20 protein-coding genes are annotated in these 21,309 nt (G+C 51.7%); 11 read left to right on the forward strand and 9 right to left on the reverse strand.

Annotated features, from left to right (window positions below; all coding sequences use genetic code 11):
- Positions 1–2: 2 nt before the first annotated feature.
- From ynfE to C5523_RS12475, 3 genes are all read right to left on the reverse strand, one after another.
- On the reverse strand, positions 3–2,441 hold the full coding sequence (gene ynfE / locus C5523_RS12465) for a selenate/tellurate reductase subunit YnfE (protein WP_079498199.1): 2,439 nt from the start codon (positions 2,439–2,441) through the stop codon (positions 3–5).
- A 155-nt stretch (positions 2,442–2,596) separates the two neighbouring features.
- Entirely contained in the window at positions 2,597–2,902 is a 306-nt protein-coding gene (locus C5523_RS12470; RefSeq protein ID WP_071194302.1) for a DUF1161 domain-containing protein, read from the reverse strand.
- Between the two features lie 91 nt (positions 2,903–2,993).
- A complete protein-coding gene (locus C5523_RS12475) occupies positions 2,994–3,905 on the reverse strand; it encodes a LysR family transcriptional regulator (RefSeq protein ID WP_079498202.1) in 912 nt (303 codons plus the stop codon).
- A 108-nt stretch (positions 3,906–4,013) separates the two neighbouring features.
- On the opposite strand from C5523_RS12475, the gene C5523_RS12480 reads away from it, so the two are divergent.
- Positions 4,014–4,652 (forward strand): LysE family translocator, encoded by a 639-nt coding sequence (locus C5523_RS12480; protein WP_108701218.1) that lies wholly within the window; start codon positions 4,014–4,016, stop codon positions 4,650–4,652.
- Between the two features lie 93 nt (positions 4,653–4,745).
- Positions 4,746–5,444, forward strand: coding sequence for a YnfC family lipoprotein (locus tag C5523_RS12485; protein ID WP_064572401.1), 699 nt, complete (start codon positions 4,746–4,748; stop codon positions 5,442–5,444).
- Positions 5,445–5,462: 18 nt separating this feature from the next.
- On the opposite strand, the gene speG is transcribed toward C5523_RS12485, so the two are convergent.
- A complete protein-coding gene (speG, locus tag C5523_RS12490; RefSeq protein ID WP_108701219.1) occupies positions 5,463–6,023 on the reverse strand; it encodes a spermidine N1-acetyltransferase in 561 nt (186 codons plus the stop codon).
- 62 nt (positions 6,024–6,085) lie between these two features.
- The gene (locus tag C5523_RS12495; protein ID WP_108701220.1) at positions 6,086–6,427 is read right to left on the reverse strand and encodes a DUF1283 family protein; all 342 of its coding nucleotides are present in this window, start codon (positions 6,425–6,427) and stop codon (positions 6,086–6,088) included.
- A gap of 143 nt (positions 6,428–6,570) precedes the next feature.
- On the opposite strand from C5523_RS12495, the gene C5523_RS12500 reads away from it, so the two are divergent.
- The 6 genes from C5523_RS12500 to C5523_RS12525 all read left to right on the forward strand — a co-directional run bounded on the left by C5523_RS12500 (position 6,571) and on the right by C5523_RS12525 (position 14,113).
- The gene (locus C5523_RS12500) at positions 6,571–6,897 is read left to right on the forward strand and encodes a YnfA family protein (RefSeq protein ID WP_039078873.1); all 327 of its coding nucleotides are present in this window, start codon (positions 6,571–6,573) and stop codon (positions 6,895–6,897) included.
- Positions 6,898–7,008: 111 nt separating this feature from the next.
- Positions 7,009–8,034: a Zn-dependent oxidoreductase gene (locus C5523_RS12505; RefSeq protein WP_079498204.1), complete on the forward strand. Its 1,026-nt coding sequence runs from the start codon at positions 7,009–7,011 to the stop codon at positions 8,032–8,034.
- A 166-nt stretch (positions 8,035–8,200) separates the two neighbouring features.
- Positions 8,201–9,580, forward strand: coding sequence for an MFS transporter (locus tag C5523_RS12510; RefSeq protein WP_039078875.1), 1,380 nt, complete (start codon positions 8,201–8,203; stop codon positions 9,578–9,580).
- Between the two features lie 255 nt (positions 9,581–9,835).
- Positions 9,836–11,050: a D-mannonate dehydratase ManD gene (manD, locus tag C5523_RS12515; RefSeq protein ID WP_071194297.1), complete on the forward strand. Its 1,215-nt coding sequence runs from the start codon at positions 9,836–9,838 to the stop codon at positions 11,048–11,050.
- Positions 11,051–11,108: 58 nt separating this feature from the next.
- Positions 11,109–12,443: an MFS transporter gene (locus tag C5523_RS12520; protein WP_071194296.1), complete on the forward strand. Its 1,335-nt coding sequence runs from the start codon at positions 11,109–11,111 to the stop codon at positions 12,441–12,443.
- Between the two features lie 206 nt (positions 12,444–12,649).
- The gene (locus C5523_RS12525) at positions 12,650–14,113 is read left to right on the forward strand and encodes a mannitol dehydrogenase family protein (RefSeq protein ID WP_108701221.1); all 1,464 of its coding nucleotides are present in this window, start codon (positions 12,650–12,652) and stop codon (positions 14,111–14,113) included.
- Positions 14,114–14,145: 32 nt separating this feature from the next.
- On the opposite strand, the gene ydfZ is transcribed toward C5523_RS12525, so the two are convergent.
- The 3 genes from ydfZ to ydfG all read right to left on the reverse strand — a co-directional run bounded on the left by ydfZ (position 14,146) and on the right by ydfG (position 16,048).
- Positions 14,146–14,349, reverse strand: a complete 204-nt coding sequence (gene ydfZ / locus C5523_RS12530) for a putative selenium delivery protein YdfZ (protein ID WP_039078879.1) — start codon at positions 14,347–14,349, stop codon at positions 14,146–14,148.
- Between the two features lie 172 nt (positions 14,350–14,521).
- The gene (locus C5523_RS12535; RefSeq protein ID WP_039078880.1) at positions 14,522–15,208 is read right to left on the reverse strand and encodes a GntR family transcriptional regulator; all 687 of its coding nucleotides are present in this window, start codon (positions 15,206–15,208) and stop codon (positions 14,522–14,524) included.
- 90 nt (positions 15,209–15,298) lie between these two features.
- Positions 15,299–16,048 (reverse strand): bifunctional NADP-dependent 3-hydroxy acid dehydrogenase/3-hydroxypropionate dehydrogenase YdfG, encoded by a 750-nt coding sequence (gene ydfG / locus C5523_RS12540; RefSeq protein WP_108701222.1) that lies wholly within the window; start codon positions 16,046–16,048, stop codon positions 15,299–15,301.
- Between the two features lie 172 nt (positions 16,049–16,220).
- On the opposite strand from ydfG, the gene dcp reads away from it, so the two are divergent.
- Both dcp and C5523_RS12550 read left to right on the forward strand, forming a co-directional pair.
- The gene (dcp, locus tag C5523_RS12545; protein ID WP_108701223.1) at positions 16,221–18,266 is read left to right on the forward strand and encodes a peptidyl-dipeptidase Dcp; all 2,046 of its coding nucleotides are present in this window, start codon (positions 16,221–16,223) and stop codon (positions 18,264–18,266) included.
- 396 nt (positions 18,267–18,662) lie between these two features.
- Complete coding sequence (locus C5523_RS12550; protein ID WP_039078883.1) at positions 18,663–18,902, forward strand: hypothetical protein; 240 nt, start codon at positions 18,663–18,665, stop codon at positions 18,900–18,902.
- Positions 18,903–18,981: 79 nt separating this feature from the next.
- Here the strand turns inward: C5523_RS12550 and C5523_RS12555 are convergent, their stop codons facing one another.
- On the reverse strand, positions 18,982–19,500 hold the full coding sequence (locus tag C5523_RS12555; RefSeq protein ID WP_108701224.1) for a DUF6622 family protein: 519 nt from the start codon (positions 19,498–19,500) through the stop codon (positions 18,982–18,984).
- 288 nt (positions 19,501–19,788) lie between these two features.
- Between C5523_RS12555 and clcA the strand changes: the two genes are divergently transcribed.
- The gene (gene clcA / locus C5523_RS12560) at positions 19,789–21,126 is read left to right on the forward strand and encodes a H(+)/Cl(-) exchange transporter ClcA (RefSeq protein ID WP_232034427.1); all 1,338 of its coding nucleotides are present in this window, start codon (positions 19,789–19,791) and stop codon (positions 21,124–21,126) included.
- Positions 21,127–21,309 lie beyond the last annotated feature (183 nt).

Below are 21,309 nucleotides of genomic sequence, written 5' to 3' on the forward strand. Positions count from 1 at the left end.
CCTTAAACCTTTTCGATTTCGACCAGATTGGTGTGCTGCGGGTTACCTTTCGCCAGCGGTGACGGACGATGGGTGGTCAGCGTGTTCACGCAGCCGCCATGGTCAACGCGATCGCCTTGCATATCGGCGTTGTGCCAGGCCCCCTGGCCCATGGCGCTCACTCCCGGCATGATGCGTGGAGTGACTTTAGCGGCAATGCGTACTTCGCCGCGTCCGTTGAACACTCTGACCATATCCCCACTTACGATGCCGCGTTTTTGCGCATCAATCGGGTTGATCCACACCTCCTGGCGGCAGGCGGCCTCAAGGATATCGATATTGCCGTAGCTGGAGTGGGTACGGGATTTGTAATGGAAACCGAACATCTGTAGCGGATATTTACTACGCGCCGGGTCGTCCCAGCCTTCGGGCGTCGAGGCATAAACCGGTAACGGACTGATCACTTCCCCTTTCGGAATCTCCCAGGTATTGGCAATTCTGGCCAGTCTGCTGGAGTAGATTTCAATTTTGCCAGAGGGCGTTTTCAGCGGATTAGCCTGCGGATCGTCGCGGAATTTTTTATAGGCCACATAATGCCCGGCAGGGTCTTTACGTTTGTAAATCCCCATTTTTTTCAAATCGTCATAGGACGGCAGTTGGGGATCTTTTGCCAGCATTTTGGCGTAAAGATATTTAAGCCACTCTTCCTGTGTACGCCCTTCGGTGAATTTCTGGTAAATATCCGGCCCCAGGCGTCTGGCGATTTCGCTGGTTATCCAGTAAATCGGCTTACGCTCAAATTTCGGTGCGGTAACCGGCTGGATAAAGATCAGATAACCCATGTTGCCGGCGTAATCATTCGGGATGATATCTTCCTGCTCAACGGTCATTAAATCGGGCAGCAGGATATCCGCATACATCGCCGATGAGGTCATGAAATTCTCAATGACGACAATCATTTCGCATTTCTTGTCGTCCTGTAAAACGTCATGGGTATGGTTGATGTCGCCATGCTGGTTGGTGATGGTGTTACCGGCATAGTTCCAGATAAATTTGATCGGGACGTCGAGTTTGTCTTTACCCTGAACACCGTCACGCAGGGCGGTCATCTCTGCGCCACGCTCAATGGCATCGGTCCAGCTAAAGCAGGAAATTTTGGTTTTTACCGGGTTTTCCGGCATCGGCATGCGTTCAATGGTAATGGTATAGGTGGATTCGCGCGCGCCGCTGTTCCCGCCGTTGATACCGACGTTACCGGTCAGAATGGGCAGCATCGCGATAGCGCGGGCGGTTAATTCGCCATTTGCCTGACGCTGCGGACCCCAGCCCTGGCAAATATAGGCGGGTTTGGTTTGACCAATCTCACGCGCCAGTTTCACAATGCGGTCGACCGGAATACCGGTCACGGCAGAAGCCCATTGCGGCGTTTTGGCAATGCCGTCGTCGCCCTGGCCCAGAATATAGGCTTTGTAATGACCATTGGCTGGCGCGCCTTCTGGCAGGGTTTTTTCGTCATACCCGACGCAGTACGTGTCCAGGAATGGCTGATCGACCATGTTTTCGTTAATCAATACCCAGGCGATACCGGCAACCAGTGCGGCATCGGTGCCCGGACGTATCGGGATCCACTCATCTTCGCGCCCGGCAGCGGTATCGGTATAACGCGGGTCGATAACGATCATGCGCGCATTGGAACGTTCGCGCGCCTGTTCAAGAAAATAAGTAATGCCGCCACCGCTCATACGGGTTTCAGCCGGATTGTTGCCAAACATCACCACCAGTTTGGTGTTTTCGATGTCTGACGTACTGTTGCCTTCGTTGGAGCCGTAGGTGTAAGGCATCGCATAGGCGATCTGCGCCGTACTGTAAGTGCCGTACTGGCCGAGGAAGCCGCCGTAAATGGCCATCAGGCGGGCAATAATAGAGGCAGAAGGGGAAGAACGGGTGATGTTGCCGCCGACGATACCGGAGGAGTAGTTAATGTACACCGCCTCGTTACCGTATTTTTCCACAATCCCTTTCAGGCTACCTGCGATGGTATCAAGTGCTTCATCCCACGATATACGTTCGAATTTACCTTCGCCACGTTTACCCACGCGTTTCATGGGGTAGTTCAGACGATCCGGATGGTTGATACGACGACGGATTGAACGTCCGCGCAGGCAGGCTCGAACCTGATGATTACCGTAAACGTCCTCCCCGGTATTGTCTGTTTCGACCCAGTAGACCTCGTTATCGCGTACGTGTGAACGCAACGCACAGCGACTGCCACAGTTGACGGAACATGCGCCCCATACGACTTTATCTTCTGCCGGTTGCAGGGCGCTTTGAACCGCAGCAGCAGCGGTTCGCATGCCAAAAGGCAGAGAAAAACTGCCTGCCGCCAGCGCCAGCGAACCCAGCGCAGTGGATTTCACGAGTGTTCGGCGGCTGATCCCGCCACCACTCTCAACAATGGACATAGCTCACTCCGTTATAGCTTATAATAGAAAAATATTACCCGTCGAAATTACGAGCATGCTAACGATGAGAGTGATGCTACTTAATAAGAGTTAGGGGGATCTTAATGGGGATCAAGAAGAGGGCTAATCCCCATTATTTTTGTAAGGTAATGAAGTTATTGTGCGGCGGGTTTGCCACTCTCTTGCGGCGTTATTTCCCCCGATTGTGCATTCGCGCTACCCCGGGTGCGGGTATAAAGAATTTTCCAGTTATCGTTACTACAATGGCCCACAACCTGGGCGCCCGACGCGCTATTTTGATCGTTGGGTTCGATGGTAAGCGTAAAGTCTGTCTCGGGGACGCCGTTATTTATAATGCGTTGTTGTATATCGTTTTTTACTCTTTCGCAGGAATCCGGTGCGGCATAAGCAGATGCCGAGCCGATGAACAAAAGTGCACCTAACCAGAGTGAATGTTTCATTTGCGACTCCTTCTTAATTAATAATGCTCAATGCATAGTATTGAGAAGTAAGGCTAAGCGAAATCTGCGCAAAACAGGAATGCGCATTATCTTAGTTTTGTATCGTTATATCGTTATGTACATAGCGAGGTATATTTTTCTGCAAAAAAAGGGCAAGCTTGTCGATATTATTCTGCCGTGCCGAATCGCCAGGCCAGACCAGGTAATAGCCATCGCCGGTACCGATCGCCAGCGGGAACGGCGCGACCAGCAGATGCTGATCCATCGCGCTCTGGCTGAGCAGAAGATCGCCAATCGTTACACCATGTCCCCCCATCGCTGCCAGCATGCCCTGTTCGAGGGTATCAAATACTTTGCCGCCCGCCAGACTCAACCCGCTATATAAGCCGCTACTGTTCAGCCAGCGTCGCCAGTCCCGGCGGTCGCGTGAGGGGTGGATAAGCTCACAGGCCGCCAGATTATCACGCGCCTTATCAAGCAAATCAGGAGCGCAAAGGGGGAGCAGCCATTCATCAAACAGTCGCAAACAGCGCGTTCCCGCACCGAAATGTCCATTGCCGAGCAGGATGGCGCAATCGAAAGGCTCTTTGGTGAAATCGACATTGTCGATATCCATCCAGATACTGGATACCTCGACTTCCGGCGTCTCGTGTTGCGCCCGGAAATCTGCCATCACATCCAGTAGCCAGCGCATCGTCAGCGTGGAAGGGGCCTTGAGCCGCAACTGCACATGGGTGCTGCGCAGTTGCCGACAGGCATTCTCCAGTTGTGAAAACCCTTGTTGTAACTGTACCGCCAGCATGCGCCCGGCATCAGTAAGCATCACCTTCGGCCCATTACGCTCAAAAAGCTGGCAAGCGAAGTGATCTTCCAGCGTGCGGATATGGCGACTGACTGCGCCTGGGGTCACATTGAGTAATTCGGCGGCCTGGCTGAATGAGCTGGATTGTGCCGCTACGGTAAAGGCGCGTAAGGCATAGAGATGAGGAATATTTTGTTTCATAGCGATTTATTTATATTGAGTTTTACTCACGATTGAGGCCAGTTTAACTCGTTTTTCATCCGGTGCGTACGCCTTTACCCTGAACGATAAAACAGGGGGAAACGCGTTATGGCTGAACTCAATCTTGCGCTCCTGAGCGCGTATGTTATCGCAGTGCTTTTTTTACTCTTAACACCCGGTCCCGTTGTGCTGTTAGTGACCGGGACGGCGGCACGCGTGGGGTATACGAGGGCGTTTCTAACCCTTCTGGGAACAAATCTCGCCTCGCTGGTATTGATAACCCTGGCCGTTCTCGCTATCGCCGGGGCGGTATCGCTGGACAAAGGGTATCTGGCGCTGCTGGGCATCGGCGGTTCTGTGTTTATTGGCTGGGGAGCGGTGCAGTCATTGCGTGAGATTTGGGCGCAAAGGCCGGTACAGGAGGGGGGTAAGGCTGTGCTGGCAGGTGGGTTTATGCGCGGATTTTTCACCGGTATTTCCAATCCAAAAGATATTCTCTTTTTTGTCTCATTTTTCCCGCAGTTTATTGCCATTAGCCGCGATTTTACCACCAGCATTACCACGCTTTGCCTGGTGTGGATCGTGTTCGATTTTGCCGTCATGGCGGGCTATATCGTTGCTATCAAACGTTTTCTCCCTGTCACGCAAAGTCGACGTTTTGCCGCCTGTGCGGCGTTCTTTTTATTGCTATTGGCCGTCTGTGGTGTTGCCTGGAACCTTACGGGCGCGAAATCGCTCTTTATGTGATGAAATGATATTGTCTCTGCCCGAATAATTACAAGATTTGCTAAGATAAGCGCAACGCATTGTGATATTTGGGTGAACCTATTGAAAAAACAAATGATACTCATCGCACTGATGGCCATTCTGGCGGGGTGTGATGACAACAAAGGACCTGTATCTTTTACGCCGGAGATGGCGAGTTTTTCGAATGAATTCGACTTTGACCCACTGCGCGGTCCAGTAAAAGATTTCAGCCAGACATTACTGAATGAAAAAGGTGAGGTATCGAAGCGCGTCAGCGGCACGATGTCCAAAGAAGGGTGTTTCGATTCACTGGAACTGCATGATCTGGAAAACAATACCGGGGTTTCACTGGTACTGAATGCCAACTATTACCTTGATGCTGATACCCAGGAAAAACGTCTTCGTCTACAAGGGAAATGTCAGTTGGCGGAATTTCCCAGCGCGGGGCTGACGTGGGATACGGATGAGCGCGGCTTTATCTCTTCCGCGCGTGGTAAAGATGTTGAAGTCAACTACCGTTACGATGACGAAGGCTATCCACTGGGCAAATCAACAACCTCGAAAGATATGCATCTGTCTGTTGTCTCGACCCCATCGAATGTAAAAGGTAAGAAGCTCGATTATACGTCGGTCAGCACGCTGAATGATAAACCACTGGGTAATGTCAAACAGACCTGCGAGTACGACAAGCATGATAACCCGGTGGCCTGCCAACTGGAGATTGTCGATACGAGCGTGACGCCTTCTGTCGCGAAGAAATACAGCATTAAGAACACCATCGAATACTATTGATGGCATTCACCACCGCGCTTACTGTGCGGTGGGTTTCAGCAATGTTCCGCCGCTGCTTTTATGGTTTTCCAGGTATTGCTGCTGGAAAATACACATGCGAATAGTATTACGGTACTCGCCGTTAATAAAAAATTCGTGAATCAATTCGCCTTCCACCATAAACCCGAGTTTACGGTAGATATGGATGGCTTTCTCATTCTCTTTATCCACGATCAGATAGAGCTTATAGAGATTTAACACCGTAAAGCCGTAATCCATCGCCAGCTTTGCCGCGCGGGTGGCGAGACCTTTTCCCTGATGCTCTGGCGAGATGATTATTTGGAACTCGGCCCGACGGTGGACGTGGTTAATCTCAACCAGCTCGACCAGTCCGGCTTTGTCCCCATCATATTCCACCACAAAACGGCGTTCGCTTTGATCGTGAATATGCTTGTCATATAAATCTGACAGCTCGACAAAGGCTTCATACGGTTCTTCGAACCAGTAGCGCATGACGCTGGCGTTGTTATCCAGTTGATGCACAAAACGCAGATCTTCACGTTCGAGCGGGCGAAGTTTGACATGGGCAACGTCGGTCATAGGACATCCTTTTTGACAACAGCAAAGACGGGCGTGGGGAAACGCCCGAAGTAGGAAAGGGGTTATGGCGTAATCTGACGACCGGTACGGCGGTCAAGGCAACGCAGGGTGTTGGGTTCCCAGTATGCGTTGACGTTAGCGCTTTTGTGGCAATTATCCTGTGCGTCAAAGGCGACGTCAGTTTTATCCCACTCTTTTTCCAAACGTTTGTTAACTTTGTGGCGCAGCGAACGGGTGTCATCCCACTGTTCTTTTTCCATGGCTGCTTGCTGGCGGCTTTGCGCGCTGTCGCCGGATTCAATCACTAACTTGTTGGTCTGCGCTGGGGCACTGGCGGTGTACACGATGGCACCCAGCGTCAGCATTGCCGTCAGGCACAGGCGTTTGCTAAGTGAAATGTTCATTGCAATTTCCTTCTTGAGGGGATCTAAAAGCTACAGAGCAATTCTACTCGATTCATCCCTGGGCGGATACCCTGCCGGGTGTCCACATATTAGTGGGTTATCCGTTAAGATAGTTCAACCACGACACAATGAAAACGCGAGAGATGATCAAAACAACCCTGCTATTTTTCCTGACCGCCATATGTGAAATCGTCGGCTGCTTTTTACCGTGGCTGTGGCTGAAACGGGGGGCTACGCCGCTGTTGCTGCTTCCGGCTGCGCTGGCGCTGGCGCTTTTTGTCTGGCTGTTGACCCTGCATCCTGCCGCCAGCGGGAGAGTCTATGCCGCTTATGGCGGGGTGTACGTCTGCACGGCTTTATTATGGCTAAGGGTGGTGGATGGTGTGAAACTCAGCCTGTATGACTGGACGGGGGCCGCCATCGCACTTTGCGGCATGCTGATTATCGTTGCCGGGTGGGGGCGCGCGTAAGCGCCCGTTTTTTGTGATCGCTCGCAGCTTTTTTGATCGTTATACTTGTATGGTAGTAGTTCAGTTGCGTAAATTCCCTTCATCGCAATAAAAGCTGTAAGGAATTTACGTATGAAAAGTGTGGTTATCAGAGAGCCAAATAACCTGGTCATTGAACAGCGTCCATTGCCTGTACCTGCAGCAGGCGAAGTCAGGGTAAAGGTGAAACTTGCCGGGATTTGTGGTTCAGACAGCCATATTTATCGTGGCCATAATCCCTTTGCAAAATACCCGCGCGTTATTGGTCATGAGTTCTTCGGTATTATCGACGCGGTGGGTGATGGGGTTGATAAAAAACGTATTGGTGAGCGTGTTTCGGTTGATCCGGTTATTAGTTGCGGTGAGTGTTATCCCTGTTCAATTGGTAAACCGAATGTTTGTACTTCACTGGTCGTATTAGGGGTGCATCGCGACGGTGGGTTTAGCCAATATGCGACAGTACCGGCTAAGAATGCGTTCACTATTCCAGATGCCATCTCCGATAAACATGCCGTGATGATTGAGCCCTTTACTATCGCTGCGAATGTCACCGGTCAGGCCGCCCCCAGAGAAAATGACGTTGCGCTAATTTACGGTGCTGGTCCAATGGGGTTAACAACCGTTCAGGCGCTGAAAGGCGTTTATAACGTGAAGCAAATTATTGTGGCCGACCGTATCGATGAACGTCTTGCCATGGCAAAAAACTGCGGTGCCGACTGGGTCATTAATAACGGGCAGCAATCCCTGCAAGACTTTTTAGCGGAGAAGGGGCTTAAACCCACGCTGATTGTTGATGCTGCCTGTCACCCGTCAATTCTGCAGGAGGCCATTGGCCTGGCTTCACCGGCGGCGCGCATTGTTCTGATGGGCTTCTCCAGCGATCCTTGCCAGATTATTCAGCAAGGTATTACGGGTAAAGAGCTCTCTATTTTTTCTTCTCGCCTGAACGCGAATAAATTCCCCACGGTTATCGAGTGGTTGCAAAAAGGATTAATCGACCCGGATAAACTGATTACTCATGCTTTTGATTATCAGCACGTTATCGACGCAATAGAAGTATTTGAGAAGGACCAGCGTAAGTGCTGCAAGGTATTACTGACTTTTTCCGATGAACAATAAAGACATTTTTATCTACGCAGAATTATTCATGTTGCGTCGAGGCGGCAAATAAATGACATCTCAGACGCATAAGCGTTGTACGTAACTGGGATAAATGAGTGCAGCCAATAAAGAGGCAGCCTGAAGGATTAGGCGTATACGCATCTACCTCTTAGAGATAGCCATTATGACAGAAACAACACATGAGCGAAGCACAAAAGACCTGGTAAGAGCGGCAGTATCCGGCTGGCTGGGCACCGCGTTGGAATTTATGGATTTCCAGCTCTATTCATTAGGCGCAGCACTGGTTTTTCATGAAATATTCTTCCCTGAACAATCCGCAGCGATGGCGCTTATTCTTGCGATGGGGACATACGGTGCAGGCTATATCGCCCGTATTGTCGGTGCGTTTATTTTCGGCAAAATGGGTGACAGTATTGGTCGCAAAAAAGTGCTGTTTATTACCATCACCATGATGGGGATCTGCACGACATTAATTGGCGTACTGCCAACCTATGCGCAAATTGGCATATTTGCCCCTGTGTTGCTGGTGACGTTACGTATTATTCAGGGGCTGGGTGCCGGTGCGGAAATTTCCGGGGCGGGGACCATGCTGGCGGAATATGCGCCAAAAGGGAAGCGAGGCATTATCTCTTCGCTGGTAGCGATGGGCACTAACTGCGGTACGCTGAGCGCAACGGCTATCTGGGCGGTGATGTTCTTTGCTCTCGACAGAGAAGAACTGCTGGCATGGGGATGGCGTATTCCGTTCCTGGCGAGTGTTGTGGTCATGATCTTTGCTATCTGGCTGCGAATGAACCTCAAAGAAAGCCCGGTGTTTGAAAAAGTTAACGAAGGCGAACACGCACCTGCACAGAGTAAGTCATCAGAAAGTTCGCTGGGGGCGATGTTTACGAGCAAATCGTTTTGGCTGGCGACCGGCTTACGTTTCGGCCAGGCTGGTAACTCGGGTCTGATTCAAACTTTCCTTGCCGGGTATCTGGTGCAGACGCTGATGTTCAATAAATCTATCCCTACGGATGCGTTGATGATCAGCTCCATCATTGGTTTTGTCACCATTCCGTTGCTGGGCTGGCTGTCGGACAAATTTGGTCGCCGTTTGCCTTACATTCTGTTGAATATCTCGGCGATCATTCTGGCGTACCCGATGCTGTCGATTGTCGTGGATAAGAGCTACAGTCCGGGCGTTATCATGACGGCGTTGATTGTTATCCATAACTTTGCCGTACTGGGGCTGTTCGCACTGGAAAATATCACCATGGCTGAAATCTTCGGTTCGCGTAACCGCTTTACCCGGATGGCGATATCCAAAGAGGCGGGTGGTCTGGTGGCCGTAGGCTTTGGCCCGGTTCTGGCGGGGATCTTCTGCAACATGACCGGTTCCTGGCTGCCGATTCTGGCGATGGTCATTGTCTATTCACTGATTGGCCTGGTGTCGGCGATTCTGATGCCGGAAGTCAAAGACCGCGATCTTAGCATTCTGGAAGATGCTGCCGAAGCGCAGGGGCGGAATCGGGCGGTTAGTTCTATTCATCAGGCGAATTAATGTGCCTGCCCGGTAGTCATAGTTGCCGCTCAGGCGGCGACAGGCAAAACGTCATGTCGTAAGAGACATGTACCGGGGTTAAGGGTTACCAGGGCCGCACCAGTGAGAGCTGGCGCGGCCCTGTGTCGTTTGGTGCGCGTAAAATCCAGGCGCTTTTTTTGTGATCACGGATCGGTTTCTTGTCTTTTATACTTGTATGGTAGTATGCGTAAAGATAAATTTCTTGCATCACAGTGAAGGTGTAAGGAACGAAAAATGAAGATTGTTGGGGCCGAGGTTTTTGTCACCTGTCCGGGGCGTAACTTCGTCACATTAAAAATCACCACCGATGAAGGCATTGTTGGACTCGGCGATGCCACCCTCAATGGTCGCGAACTCTCCGTGGCCTCATATCTGAAAGACCATCTTTGCCCACAGTTAATCGGGCGCGATGCACACCGCATTGAAGATATCTGGCAGTTTTTCTATAAAGGCGCGTACTGGCGCCGTGGCCCGGTCACGATGTCGGCGATATCCGCGATAGACATGGCGTTGTGGGACATCAAGGCTAAAGCCGCCAACATGCCGTTGTATCAGTTGTTGGGCGGCGCTTCCCGCGATGGGGTGATGGTCTACTGCCACACAACGGGTCACACCATTGATGATGTGCTGGAAGATTACGCGCGGCACAAAGAGATGGGCTTTAAAGCGATTCGCGTGCAGTGCGGCGTACCGGGAATGAAAACCACCTACGGCATGGCGAAAGGTAAAGGGCTTGCCTACGAACCGGCAACCAAAGGGGTGTGGCCGGAAGAGCAACTGTGGTCCACCGAGAAATACCTCGATTTTACCCCCAAACTGTTCGACGCCGTGCGCAGCAAATTCGGTTTCCACGAACACCTGCTGCATGACATGCATCACCGTCTGACGCCAATTGAGGCCGCGCGCTTTGGTAAAAGCATTGAAGCGTTCCGCATGTTCTGGATGGAAGACCCGACGCCTGCTGAAAACCAGGCGTGCTTCCGTCTGATTCGCCAGCATACCGTCACGCCGATTGCGGTGGGTGAGGTGTTTAACAGTATCTGGGACTGCAAGCAACTTATTGAAGAGCAGCTTATCGACTATATCCGTACCACGATTACCCATGCGGGTGGGATAACGGGTATGCGCCGTATCGCTGACTTCGCTTCACTCTACCAGGTCCGTACCGGTTCGCACGGTCCGTCCGATCTCTCGCCGATCTGCCATGCCGCGGCGCTGCATTTTGATCTATGGGTACCGAATTTCGGTGTCCAGGAGTACATGGGATATTCAGAGCAAATGCTCGAAGTTTTCCCACATAGCTGGCGCTTTGATAATGGCTATATGCATCCAGGCGACAAACCAGGCCTTGGCATCGAGTTTGATGAAAAACTGGCGGCAAAATACCCCTACGATCCAGCGTGTCTGCCGGTCGCCCGGCTGGAAGATGGCACGTTGTGGAACTGGTAGTTAACACGTTGATAAGGATGTTGCCCAAATAACAAACTTCTTACTCGGGAATACGATTATGGTAAGTTCAGTGGATATCAAAAACGCAACAGATAACACACCTGTTATCAAACGTGTCGCCACCGCGTCGGCCATCGGTACCGCGGCGGAATATTATGATTTCTTCGCTTACGGTACGGCCGCTGTTCTGTTTTTTGGTCACCTTTTTTTCCCCAGTACCGATCCTCTTATCAGTACCCTGGCCGCATTTGCCACCTATGCTGTGGGCTTTTTAGCCCGTCCGTTAGGCGGCATTGTCTTTGGTCATATCGGCGATAAAGTCGGGCGTAAAAAAGCACTGGTTATCACAATCTTAATCGTCGGGCTGGGAACGTTCTGCATCGGCTTATTACCAACCTATGAAAAAATCGGTATCTGGGCGCCGGTATTACTCATCCTGATCCGCGTCTTACAAGGTTTTGGCGTAGGAGGTGAGCAGGCGGGGGCGGTATTAATGACCGCAGAATACTCTGTGCCGACGCGCAGGGGCTTTTTTGCGAGCTGGGTACAAATTGGTGCACCGGCTGGCTTCCTGTTGCCAATGGCCCTCTTTGCCTTACTCAACGGCGTTCTCTCACCAGAGGCGATGATGGATTACGGCTGGCGTATTCCCTTTCTGCTGAGCGCACTGTTGGTCATCGTTGGCCTGTTTATTCGCTTACGTATTGATGAGTCGCCGGTGTTTGCCAAAATCCGCGAAACCAAAGCGGTTGAATCCCGCCCGGTTGTCGAGGTTATCCGTCATTATCCGGGGATTGTGGTGAAAGGGGTGTGCGCGAAATTAATCGAAGCCTGTACCTTCGCCATGTTTACCGTGATTGTGCTGGCCTACGGTAAAGCAAATAACTTAAGCGCCAATATCCTGATGGATGCCATGATCGTCGCCGTACTGTTGGAAATTATTGCCATCCCGGCGATGGGGGCATTAAGCGACAAAATTGGCCGTAAACCGGTTTACATCGCCGGGGCTCTATTGCAGGTGCTTGCCATTATTCCGTTCTTCCTCGCCATCAATCAGGACAGTTACTGGCTGACGCAGATTGCGATGGTCATGGTTATTACCTTTGGCCACAGCATGTGTTACGCACCCCAGGCATCGTTCTTCCCGGAATTATTCCCGACGCATATCCGCTGCAGCGGTATCGCCCTGATCTGGCAGGTCGGTTCTCTGATTGGTAGCGGTGTTCTGGGGCTGGTGGCGGTGAAAATCCTGCAGATGACCGGTGGGCATTATTACGGTATGGCGGCGTATGTCATCGTATTAGGTGTGATTTCGGTGATTGGCCTGGCGCTAATGCCTGAAACCGCGCCGCGCCGACGCCAGGGCGAATACCAACAGTGGGGACAACACTGATAATAAAACCAGACTTACGGCTCTTTTGTTGCCCCCTCTCTGGGAGGGGGAATGAATTCAGTAAAAACAAACTGCAAAACCTCATCCTTCTTGTATGGTAGTTGACTTGAATCAAAGATGTCATACCAATCAAATGAGATGGTTTACAGCATGATGATGTCACTCACCGCAATGAAGCGATTTTTAACTATCAAATGAGTAAAACCATGGAAAATCAGCTGTTAAAGGCGAATGCCGTTGTTCCGGTATACGACCGTCAACATCTTGTCCCGCGCATTGTGCATCTGGGATTCGGTGCGTTCCATCGCGCACATCAATCTGTCTATGCTGACATTCTGGCAACAGAGCATGGCAGCGACTGGGGCTACTGTGAGGTCAATCTGATTGGCGGCGAACAGCAAATTGCTGATCTGAAAGCGCAGGATAATCTCTATACCGTGGCGGAAATGTCTGCTGATGCGTGGACTGCGCGTGTTGTCGGTGTCGCCAAACGCGCACTGCATGCCGGGGTTGATGGTCTGGAAGCGGTTCTTGCGGCGATGTGCGAACCGCAGGTGGCGATTGTGTCACTGACGATTACGGAAAAAGGTTATTGCCACTCTCCGGCTACCGGGCAATTGATGCTCGATCACCCGTTTATTGCCGCCGATTTACAAAATCCGCAGCAGCCGAAATCTGCCGCCGGGGTGATTGTTGAAGCGCTGGCGCGTCGTAAAGCTAAAGGGCTGGCGGCCTTCACGGTGATGTCCTGCGACAACATGCCGGAAAACGGCCATGTCACACGTAATGTTATTTGCGCCTATGCCCGTGCGGTTAATGCAGAACTGGCCGACTGGATTGACGCGAACGTGACCTTCCCGTCAACAATGGTTGACCGTATTGTTCCCGCCGTGACGGCGGATACGCTGGATAAAATTGAACAACTGACCGGTGTGCGCGACCCGGCGGGCGTGGCCTGTGAACCGTTCCGTCAGTGGGTTATCGAAGATAACTTTGTGGCAGGTCGCCCGGAATGGGAAAAAGCCGGGGCTGAACTCGTCGCTGACGTGGTGCCATTTGAAGAGATGAAACTGCGCATGCTTAACGGCAGCCACTCTTTCCTCGCCTATCTGGGCTATCTGGCCGGTTACCAGCACATCAATGAGTGCATGGAAGACGACAACTATCGTCGCGCTGCCCATGCCCTGATGTTGCAGGAGCAGGCACCGACGCTGAAAGTGAAAGGGGTCGATCTGGCGCATTACGCGGACTTGCTGATTGCGCGTTACAGCAACCCGGCGCTGCGTCACCGTACCTGGCAGATTGCGATGGATGGCAGCCAGAAACTGCCTCAACGTATGCTGGATTCCGTGCGCTGGCACCGTGTCCATCAGCATGCCTTTGATCTGCTGGCGCTGGGGGTTGCAGGCTGGATGCGCTATGTGGGCGGTGTTGATGAGCAGGGCAATGCGATCGAAGTGAGCGATCCGCTGCTGGCTGTGATTCAGCAGGCTGTAGCAGGCAGTGCAGAAGGGGAAGCACGCGTTAACGCATTGCTGGGTATTGAGGCGATTTTTGGCACTGAGCTGCCGAAAGATGCGACTTTTGTTGAACAGGTAACGCGTGCCTATCAGGCATTGCTGGCGAACGGCGCGAAAGCCACGGTTGCACAGTACGCGGCGAAATTCTGATCTAAATGCCGCCCTCAGGCGGCATCACACCATTAGTGCAGGCCAAGGCGAATCAGTTCAACAGGTTCAAACTGGCCTTCACAACCTTCCACTTCTACCGTTTTGCTACGACGCAACTGAGCTGGCGTCATTCCATTGGCATGGATAGCGATAATTTTCCCGGTACGACCTGTGCCATTAATCATGACGCGGCTGCCGGTGGTGATTGCATTACGGTTACGATCATAAGTCATCATGGTGGTTTCTCCTTTTATCATCCGCAAAACATGCCGGGGCATAAGGCGTCCCCGTCACGGACGCCTTATGAAAACGCTTTTGCTAAGATGATTTTTTGTTTTTGATCAACGTCACACTTTTTAGCGCGCAAAAACAGCACAACGTTTCAAAAACAAAACAGGAGGAGGGGAGTTACTCTTCGCTAAACCAGTCGCGATTTTCCTGGCTGATGAGTTTCACAGAACCGCTGATTTCCTGCAGATGGTGGGTCATCGCTTGATCCACCGCATCGGCGTCTCTTTTTTCCAGCGCATCAAAAATATCCTGATGCTGGCGCAGCAGCATTTCCGGAGGTGATACATGGTCAAGACTCATATAGCGCACACGGTCCATGGTCGCTTTGAGGTTTTCAATGGTATCCCAGGCAAGTTGACAGTCGGCAATTTGCGCGAGTTTCTGGTGAAACTCATCATCCAACTGGAAAAAATCATTCAACTGCTTGCGCTCAATGGCAGTGCGTTGCTGATTGAGATTCTGCTCAAGCTGATAACAATAGCTGTCCGTCATCATCCCGGCGGCACGACGGGCGACCGCACACTCAATGGCCTGACGCACGAAGCAGCCGTTACGGACCTGAGCCAGGGAGATTTTATTCACATAGCTGCCGCGCTGGGGGCGGATTTGAATCAGACCGTTTTCCGCCAGCTTGATAAAGGCTTCACGCACGGGTTGACGTGAAACGTCAAAACGGATCGACACTTCTTTTTCAGAAAGCGGGGTTCCCGGCGGAATCAGGCAATGAACAATATCCCGACGGAGAATACGGTAAATTTGCTGGTTGACGGGTTGCGTCGGGTTGAGCTGGGTTTCAACGATCATTCGCACTTACTTTTTAAGAGGTTAACCCAGCTACCATACCATTAAATAGACGCCGTTCCCATACCCGGCCCGCAGGCCGGGGCGGGAAAATTAGCCTGCGCGATGTACGCTCAGACCCGCATAGGTCTGGCTTACTGGCATCATCTCCAGGGTATTGATATTGACGTGTTTTGGCAGCGTCGCCACCCACCAGACCGCCTCGGTCACATCTTCCGGTGTCAGGGCGTTGGTATTTTCATAGGTTTTTTCGGCTTTCGCGTCATCGCCTTTAAAACGCACATTCGAGAACTCCGTACCGCCCACCAGGCCCGGCTCGATATTGGTTACGCGAACGGCGGTGCCGTTAAGGTCGGTGCGCAGGTTCAGACTGAACTGACGCACAAACGCTTTGGTGGCGCCATAGACGTTACCACAGGCATACGGCCAGTTCCCCGCGGTCGAACCGATGTTGATGATATGACCGCGATTGCGTTCCACCATGCCCGGCAGCACCGCCCGGGTCATATAGACCAGGCCTTTGTTGTTGGTGTCGATCATGGTTTCCCAGTCATCCACATTGGCTTTGTGCGCAGGTTCGAGTCCCAGGGCTAACCCGGCGTTATTCACCAGCACGTCAATCTCTTTCCATTCAGCAGGCAAATTTGCCAGCATCTCTTCAATGGCTGCGCGGTTACGCACATCAACTTGCGCCGTAAACAGATTGTCGCCCAGTTCGTCTTTCAGCTCTTGCAGGCGCTCCTGACGGCGGCCTGTTGCAATGACTTTGTGTCCATTTTCAATAAAACGACGTGTGATACTCTCACCAAAACCCGCTGTTGCCCCGGTAACCAAAATTATCATCTTGCTGTTCCTCAACGCTTTTTGTGGTGTATTACCATAGCACGCACCGCTCGGTGGCGGTAACCTAAGTTAAGCCTGGCAAAAAATCTTCACTTTGTGCTACTGATAGATCATCACAGCCAATACCATGGATGTCTGGTCTGGGGTAACTAACCGCATTCAGGAGTAAATTATGTCGGTAACGAATCCTTTCTTCGATGTCAGCACGCTGCCGTATCAGGCACCGCGCTTCGATCTTATCCATCAGGATCACTATCGCCCCGCATTCGACCGTGGGGTTGAGGAAAAACGCGCCGAGGTGTCCGCCATTGCGCAGAACCCGGCTCCCGCCACGTTTGATAATACCCTGTTGCCGCTGGAGTGCAGCGGTGAGTTGTTGACGCGAGTAACCAGTGTCTTTTTCGCGATGACCTCCGCGCATACCAATGATTTTTTACAGCAACTCGACGAAGCGTTCTCCGCTGAACTTGCGCAACTGGCGAATGATATTTATCTCAATGACGCCCTGTTTGCGCGCGTTGAATCCGTCTGGCGCAATCGGGAATCAGCCGGTCTGGATGATGAGTCTTTACGGCTGGTCGAGGTGATGTATCAGCGCTTTATACTGGCTGGCGCGACGCTTTCCGCTGACGATAAAGCGGTACTGAGAGCATTAAATACCGAGGCGGCTACGCTCACCAGCCAGTTTAATCAGCGCCTGCTGGCGGCAGACAAAGCCGGTGGTCTGGTGGTGGATTATCTCCATCAACTCGACGGACTGAGCGATGACGCTATCGCCGCCGCAGCCGATGCGGCGCGAGAAAAAGGGCTGACCGATCGCTGGTTGCTTTCACTATTAAACACCACACAGCAACCGGCGCTGGCCGCGCTGCGGGACCGTCAGACGCGCGAAAATCTGTTTACTGCCAGTTGGTCACGTACTTCGCGCGGGGATGCCAATGACACGCGCGCTATCGTATTGCGTCTGGCGCAATTACGGGCGCAACAGGCGTCATTGCTCGGCTTCCCGGATTACGCCAGTTGGAAAATGGCCGACCAGATGGCAGGCAACCCACAGGCCGCGTTTGATTTTATGCGCGGTATTGCCCCGGCGGCACGTGCCCGCGCTGAACGTGAACTGGCAGATATTCAGCAGGTCATTGATGAACAGCAGGGGGGCTTCACCGCCCAGGCCTGGGACTGGCCGTGGTATGCCGAACAGGTCCGACGCGCGAAATACGACCTCGACGAATCACAGGTCATCCCTTATTTTGCGCTCAACACGGTGCTGAGCGAAGGGGTGTTCTATGCAGCGAGCCAACTCTTTGGCATTCGTTTCGCAGAACGTACCGATATTCCTGTTTACCACCCGGATGTGCGAGTCTGGGAAATATTCGACCAGAATGATGAAGGGCTGGCGCTGTTTTATGGCGATTTCTTTGCCCGCGATTCAAAGAGCGGCGGCGCATGGATGGGGAATTTCATTGAGCAATCGACGCTGCTTTCCACCAAACCGGTTATTTACAATGTCTGCAACTACCAGAAACCGGCCGCCGGGCAGACGGCGCTCTTATCGTGGGATGATGTCATCACCCTGTTTCACGAGTTTGGCCATACGCTGCATGGTTTGTTCGCCCGCCAGCGCTATGCCAGCCTGTCGGGGACCAATACGCCGCGTGATTTCGTTGAGTTCCCGTCACAGATTAACGAGCACTGGGCCAGCCATCCTGAGGTGTTCACACGTTATGCGCGCCATTATCAAACCGATGAGCCAATGCCGGAAGCGCTACGCAATAAAATGTTGCGCAGTACCCAGTTCAATAAAGGCTATGACATGACGGAGTTGCTGAGTGCGGCTTTGTTGGACATGAACTGGCACAGTCTGGATGGCGTGACTCAGGTCAGCGATGTCGATGCCTTTGAAGCGCAGGCGATTCGCCGCGAAGGGCTTGATATCGCAGCGGTACCGCCCCGTTATCGCAGCAGCTACTTCGCCCATATCTTCGGTGGCGGTTACGCAGCGGGTTATTATGCCTATCTGTGGACGCAAATGCTGGCGGACGACGGCTTCCAGTGGTTTGTGGAGCAGGGCGGTTTATCCCGAGAAAACGGGCAAAGATTCCGCGAAGCGATTTTGTCGCGTGGCAATAGTACTGATTTAGCTGAACTTTATCGCCAGTGGCGCGGTCATGATCCGCAGATTGAACCGATGCTGAAAAACCGAGGCCTGAGCGAGTAGGGCCAGAAATAGCATAAAAAACCGGGCTGATGCCCGGTTTTTTATGCGTGATAATTAAATGCTACGCAAATGTTAAGTTAACGTGCTAACCGAAGCGGTGCAATGTGATTCAAGCGACATAGTTGATAATGAAATAATTTATCGGTGCAATAATTCATTAAGTATGTCTACCTTTAATCGATGGTCTCATGACGTTAGACTATTTTTTAATGTCGCCTGATCTCCATAGTATGTTTTGTTTTTTCGGCTGTAAGGGAGGGATAAAATAAATCCGGAAAGCACGACGCTTTGATGAGTGTTATGTGCTCTCAGATTATTCCTGAAATTAAGATGCCAGCCAGGGTGATGTAATAATTACATTCCACTCAGGTATCTGTTGATTAATGTGAATGAAAAATGAGGAAAGTCCTTTTATTTATCAAAGATAAACCTGCTGAATTAATCGATGTCAGACCGTATGAACGTAAGATTAATTGTATCTATCCCGGCGCGGTTGTAAAAAGCCTGGCGATAGAGATTAGCTTTGTGACGTTTAGCAATGGTAAATGTGGCGCCATCTCTTTTGTGGCCGACCGTTATGTTTCTCAGACGCAACTATTAGAGGCCTATAATAAGCTGGTACTCAACGGCGAGTAATTATGTTCCGTGGGCCTGTATGACGACAGCAGGCCGCATAATTTGCCAAAAGGGTGTGCCAGAGTGCCGCAGAATCTGCCTAAGCGCCTCGTACATGTGGCGACATTTTGCGCCATGAGGAAAAAAGATTCAGTGTCCCACCCCAGAATAACCCATCAACAAGTCCGGTAATAACGCCGAACAGGGCGCTGAATTGTACGGCATAGGGTGCTTCCGGATGCAACGACAACCAAACCAGCAAACAATATTTCGAGCCAAAGCCCATGATAATAAAAATCAGTGTCAGAGGCGTGCCCGCGCGAATAATTCTGTCGCTATGCGGTTTGTTTTTTAAACGAGGCTGGTTTTTCCATAACCGCCACCCGGCCACAATACCCAACGCAAGTCCGCTAAACATGCCCACTAATGAGGCAACATTAAAATTAAACTCTTCCTTTAAACCCCATACTCCCCAAATCAGAAAGAGTAGCGGTAAAATAAACAACTGACTGATATTCATTTCTCTCTCTGAGAGAGCGGCATAACCCCGCATTATAAGAAAAGCAAAAAGTGTCCATACCCACAGCGGGGTATGACTGAGGATGGTGAAAATAGTCATGGTATTCTCCTGGCTAAATGTTTACCCGGCAGAAGTATGTCTGGGGCCAGATAAGAGCAACACGACACCCACACGACAGCGGGCTGACAGCAACACGACAGGGCGTTATTCCGCCCGAAAGAACCTGTTGCAAGGGAAGTGATACGTCCTGTAACGACATCGTTTTTGTTTAGTCGGCATAAGGTGCGTTAAACTCTCCTCCCTTGTTGGTAGATGACATTGCAAAAAATGATTGTTCCTGGTTCATCAGATGTGCAAGTTCCAGAAACGGAACTGGCACGCAAAAGCATGTTCAAAGCGTTGCTGTACCGTGACCGGACGCCCGTCGCCGTATTAATTTGTGCTGCTATTGTTGGCACGCTCGTAGGGTTTGCTGGCGTCGCATTCTTTCGCGCCGTCAATGCCGTGCAGCACTGGCGAATAAGTTTTCTGCAGCAGGCTGACTTAAGCGGGTGGGCGCTATGGATTATGGCTTTTATTATCTCCGGGCTGCTGGCGGTGATGGGCTATTTTCTCGTCAGGCGTTTTGCGCCTGAAGCATCGGGCTCCGGTATTCCTGAAATCGAAGGCGCGCTGGAAGAGTTACGCCCTGTACGCTGGTGGCGTGTCATACCGGTGAAGTTTTTTGGCGGTATGGGAACGCTCGGCGCAGGCATGGTGCTCGGGAGAGAAGGGCCAACCGTTCAGCTCGGTGGTAATATTGGCCGAATGGTCTCTGACCTGTTGCGGATAAAACATGGTGAGGCGCGCCATTCATTGCTGGCAACGGGGGCGGCTGCCGGTCTGGCGGCAGCGTTTAACGCACCGCTGGCGGGTATTCTCTTTATTCTCGAAGAGATGAGGCCGCAATTTCGCTATAACCTTATCTCCATCAAAGCCGTTTTTATTGGCGTGATCATGGCAAGCATCGTATTTCGCACATTTAATGGCGAAAGCCCGGTCATCGCCGTAGGGCAGTTATCCAATGCGCCAGTCAATACGCTGTGGCTCTATCTCGTGTTGGGGATGTTATTTGGCCTCGTCGGCGTATTATTTAATCGCCTCGTCTTTCTTTTTCAGGATGGTTTTCAGCATATCTATGGCGGGCGAACATGGCGAACCCTGGTGGTAGGGGGATGTATAGGCGGCGGATGTGGCATCCTTGCGCTGCTTTATGCGCCAGGGGCCGGAGGCGGCTTTGAATTGATCCCCGATGCGGCCAGCGGCGGCTTTACGTTTTATGCATTAATCGTGATGTTTCTGGTCCGTCTGCTTACAACGCTGCTCTGTTTTTGCTCCGGGGCGCCTGGCGGAATTTTCGCGCCAATGTTGGCGTTAGGTACCGTGCTCGGCACCGCCTATGGTGTGGGTGTCGCGGAGTTGTTCCCGGCCTATGGGCTTCAAGCCGGTACGTTTGCCATTGCCGGGATGGGGGCGTTATTTGCTGCGTCCGTTCGTGCTCCGCTAACGGGGATCGTCCTGGTACTGGAAATGACAGATAATTATCAGCTTATACTGCCGATGATTATTACCTGCCTCGGTGCGACGTTACTCGCACAATTTCTTGGTGGGAAACCGTTATATTCTTCGATTCTGGCGCGTACTTTGGCAAAACAGACGGCGCCAGAAGGCTCGGTGCCCTCATAATCTGCTCTCCGCACTGGTTCGATGGCCATTCGCTGGTGCCGTCGAACCTGGTTGCTGTTTGTCTCTGACATCAAAACGGGCAGTACACTGTGATTTTCTGAATCTGGATCTTCTTCCCGATAAGTAATTCTTGTTAATCAGTGTCGTACTGTGCTGATAATAGCAATGCAACGTTATTGCCAG

The organism is Phytobacter sp. SCO41, assembly GCF_003073275.1.
Lineage (GTDB): Bacteria > Pseudomonadota > Gammaproteobacteria > Enterobacterales > Enterobacteriaceae > Phytobacter > Phytobacter diazotrophicus.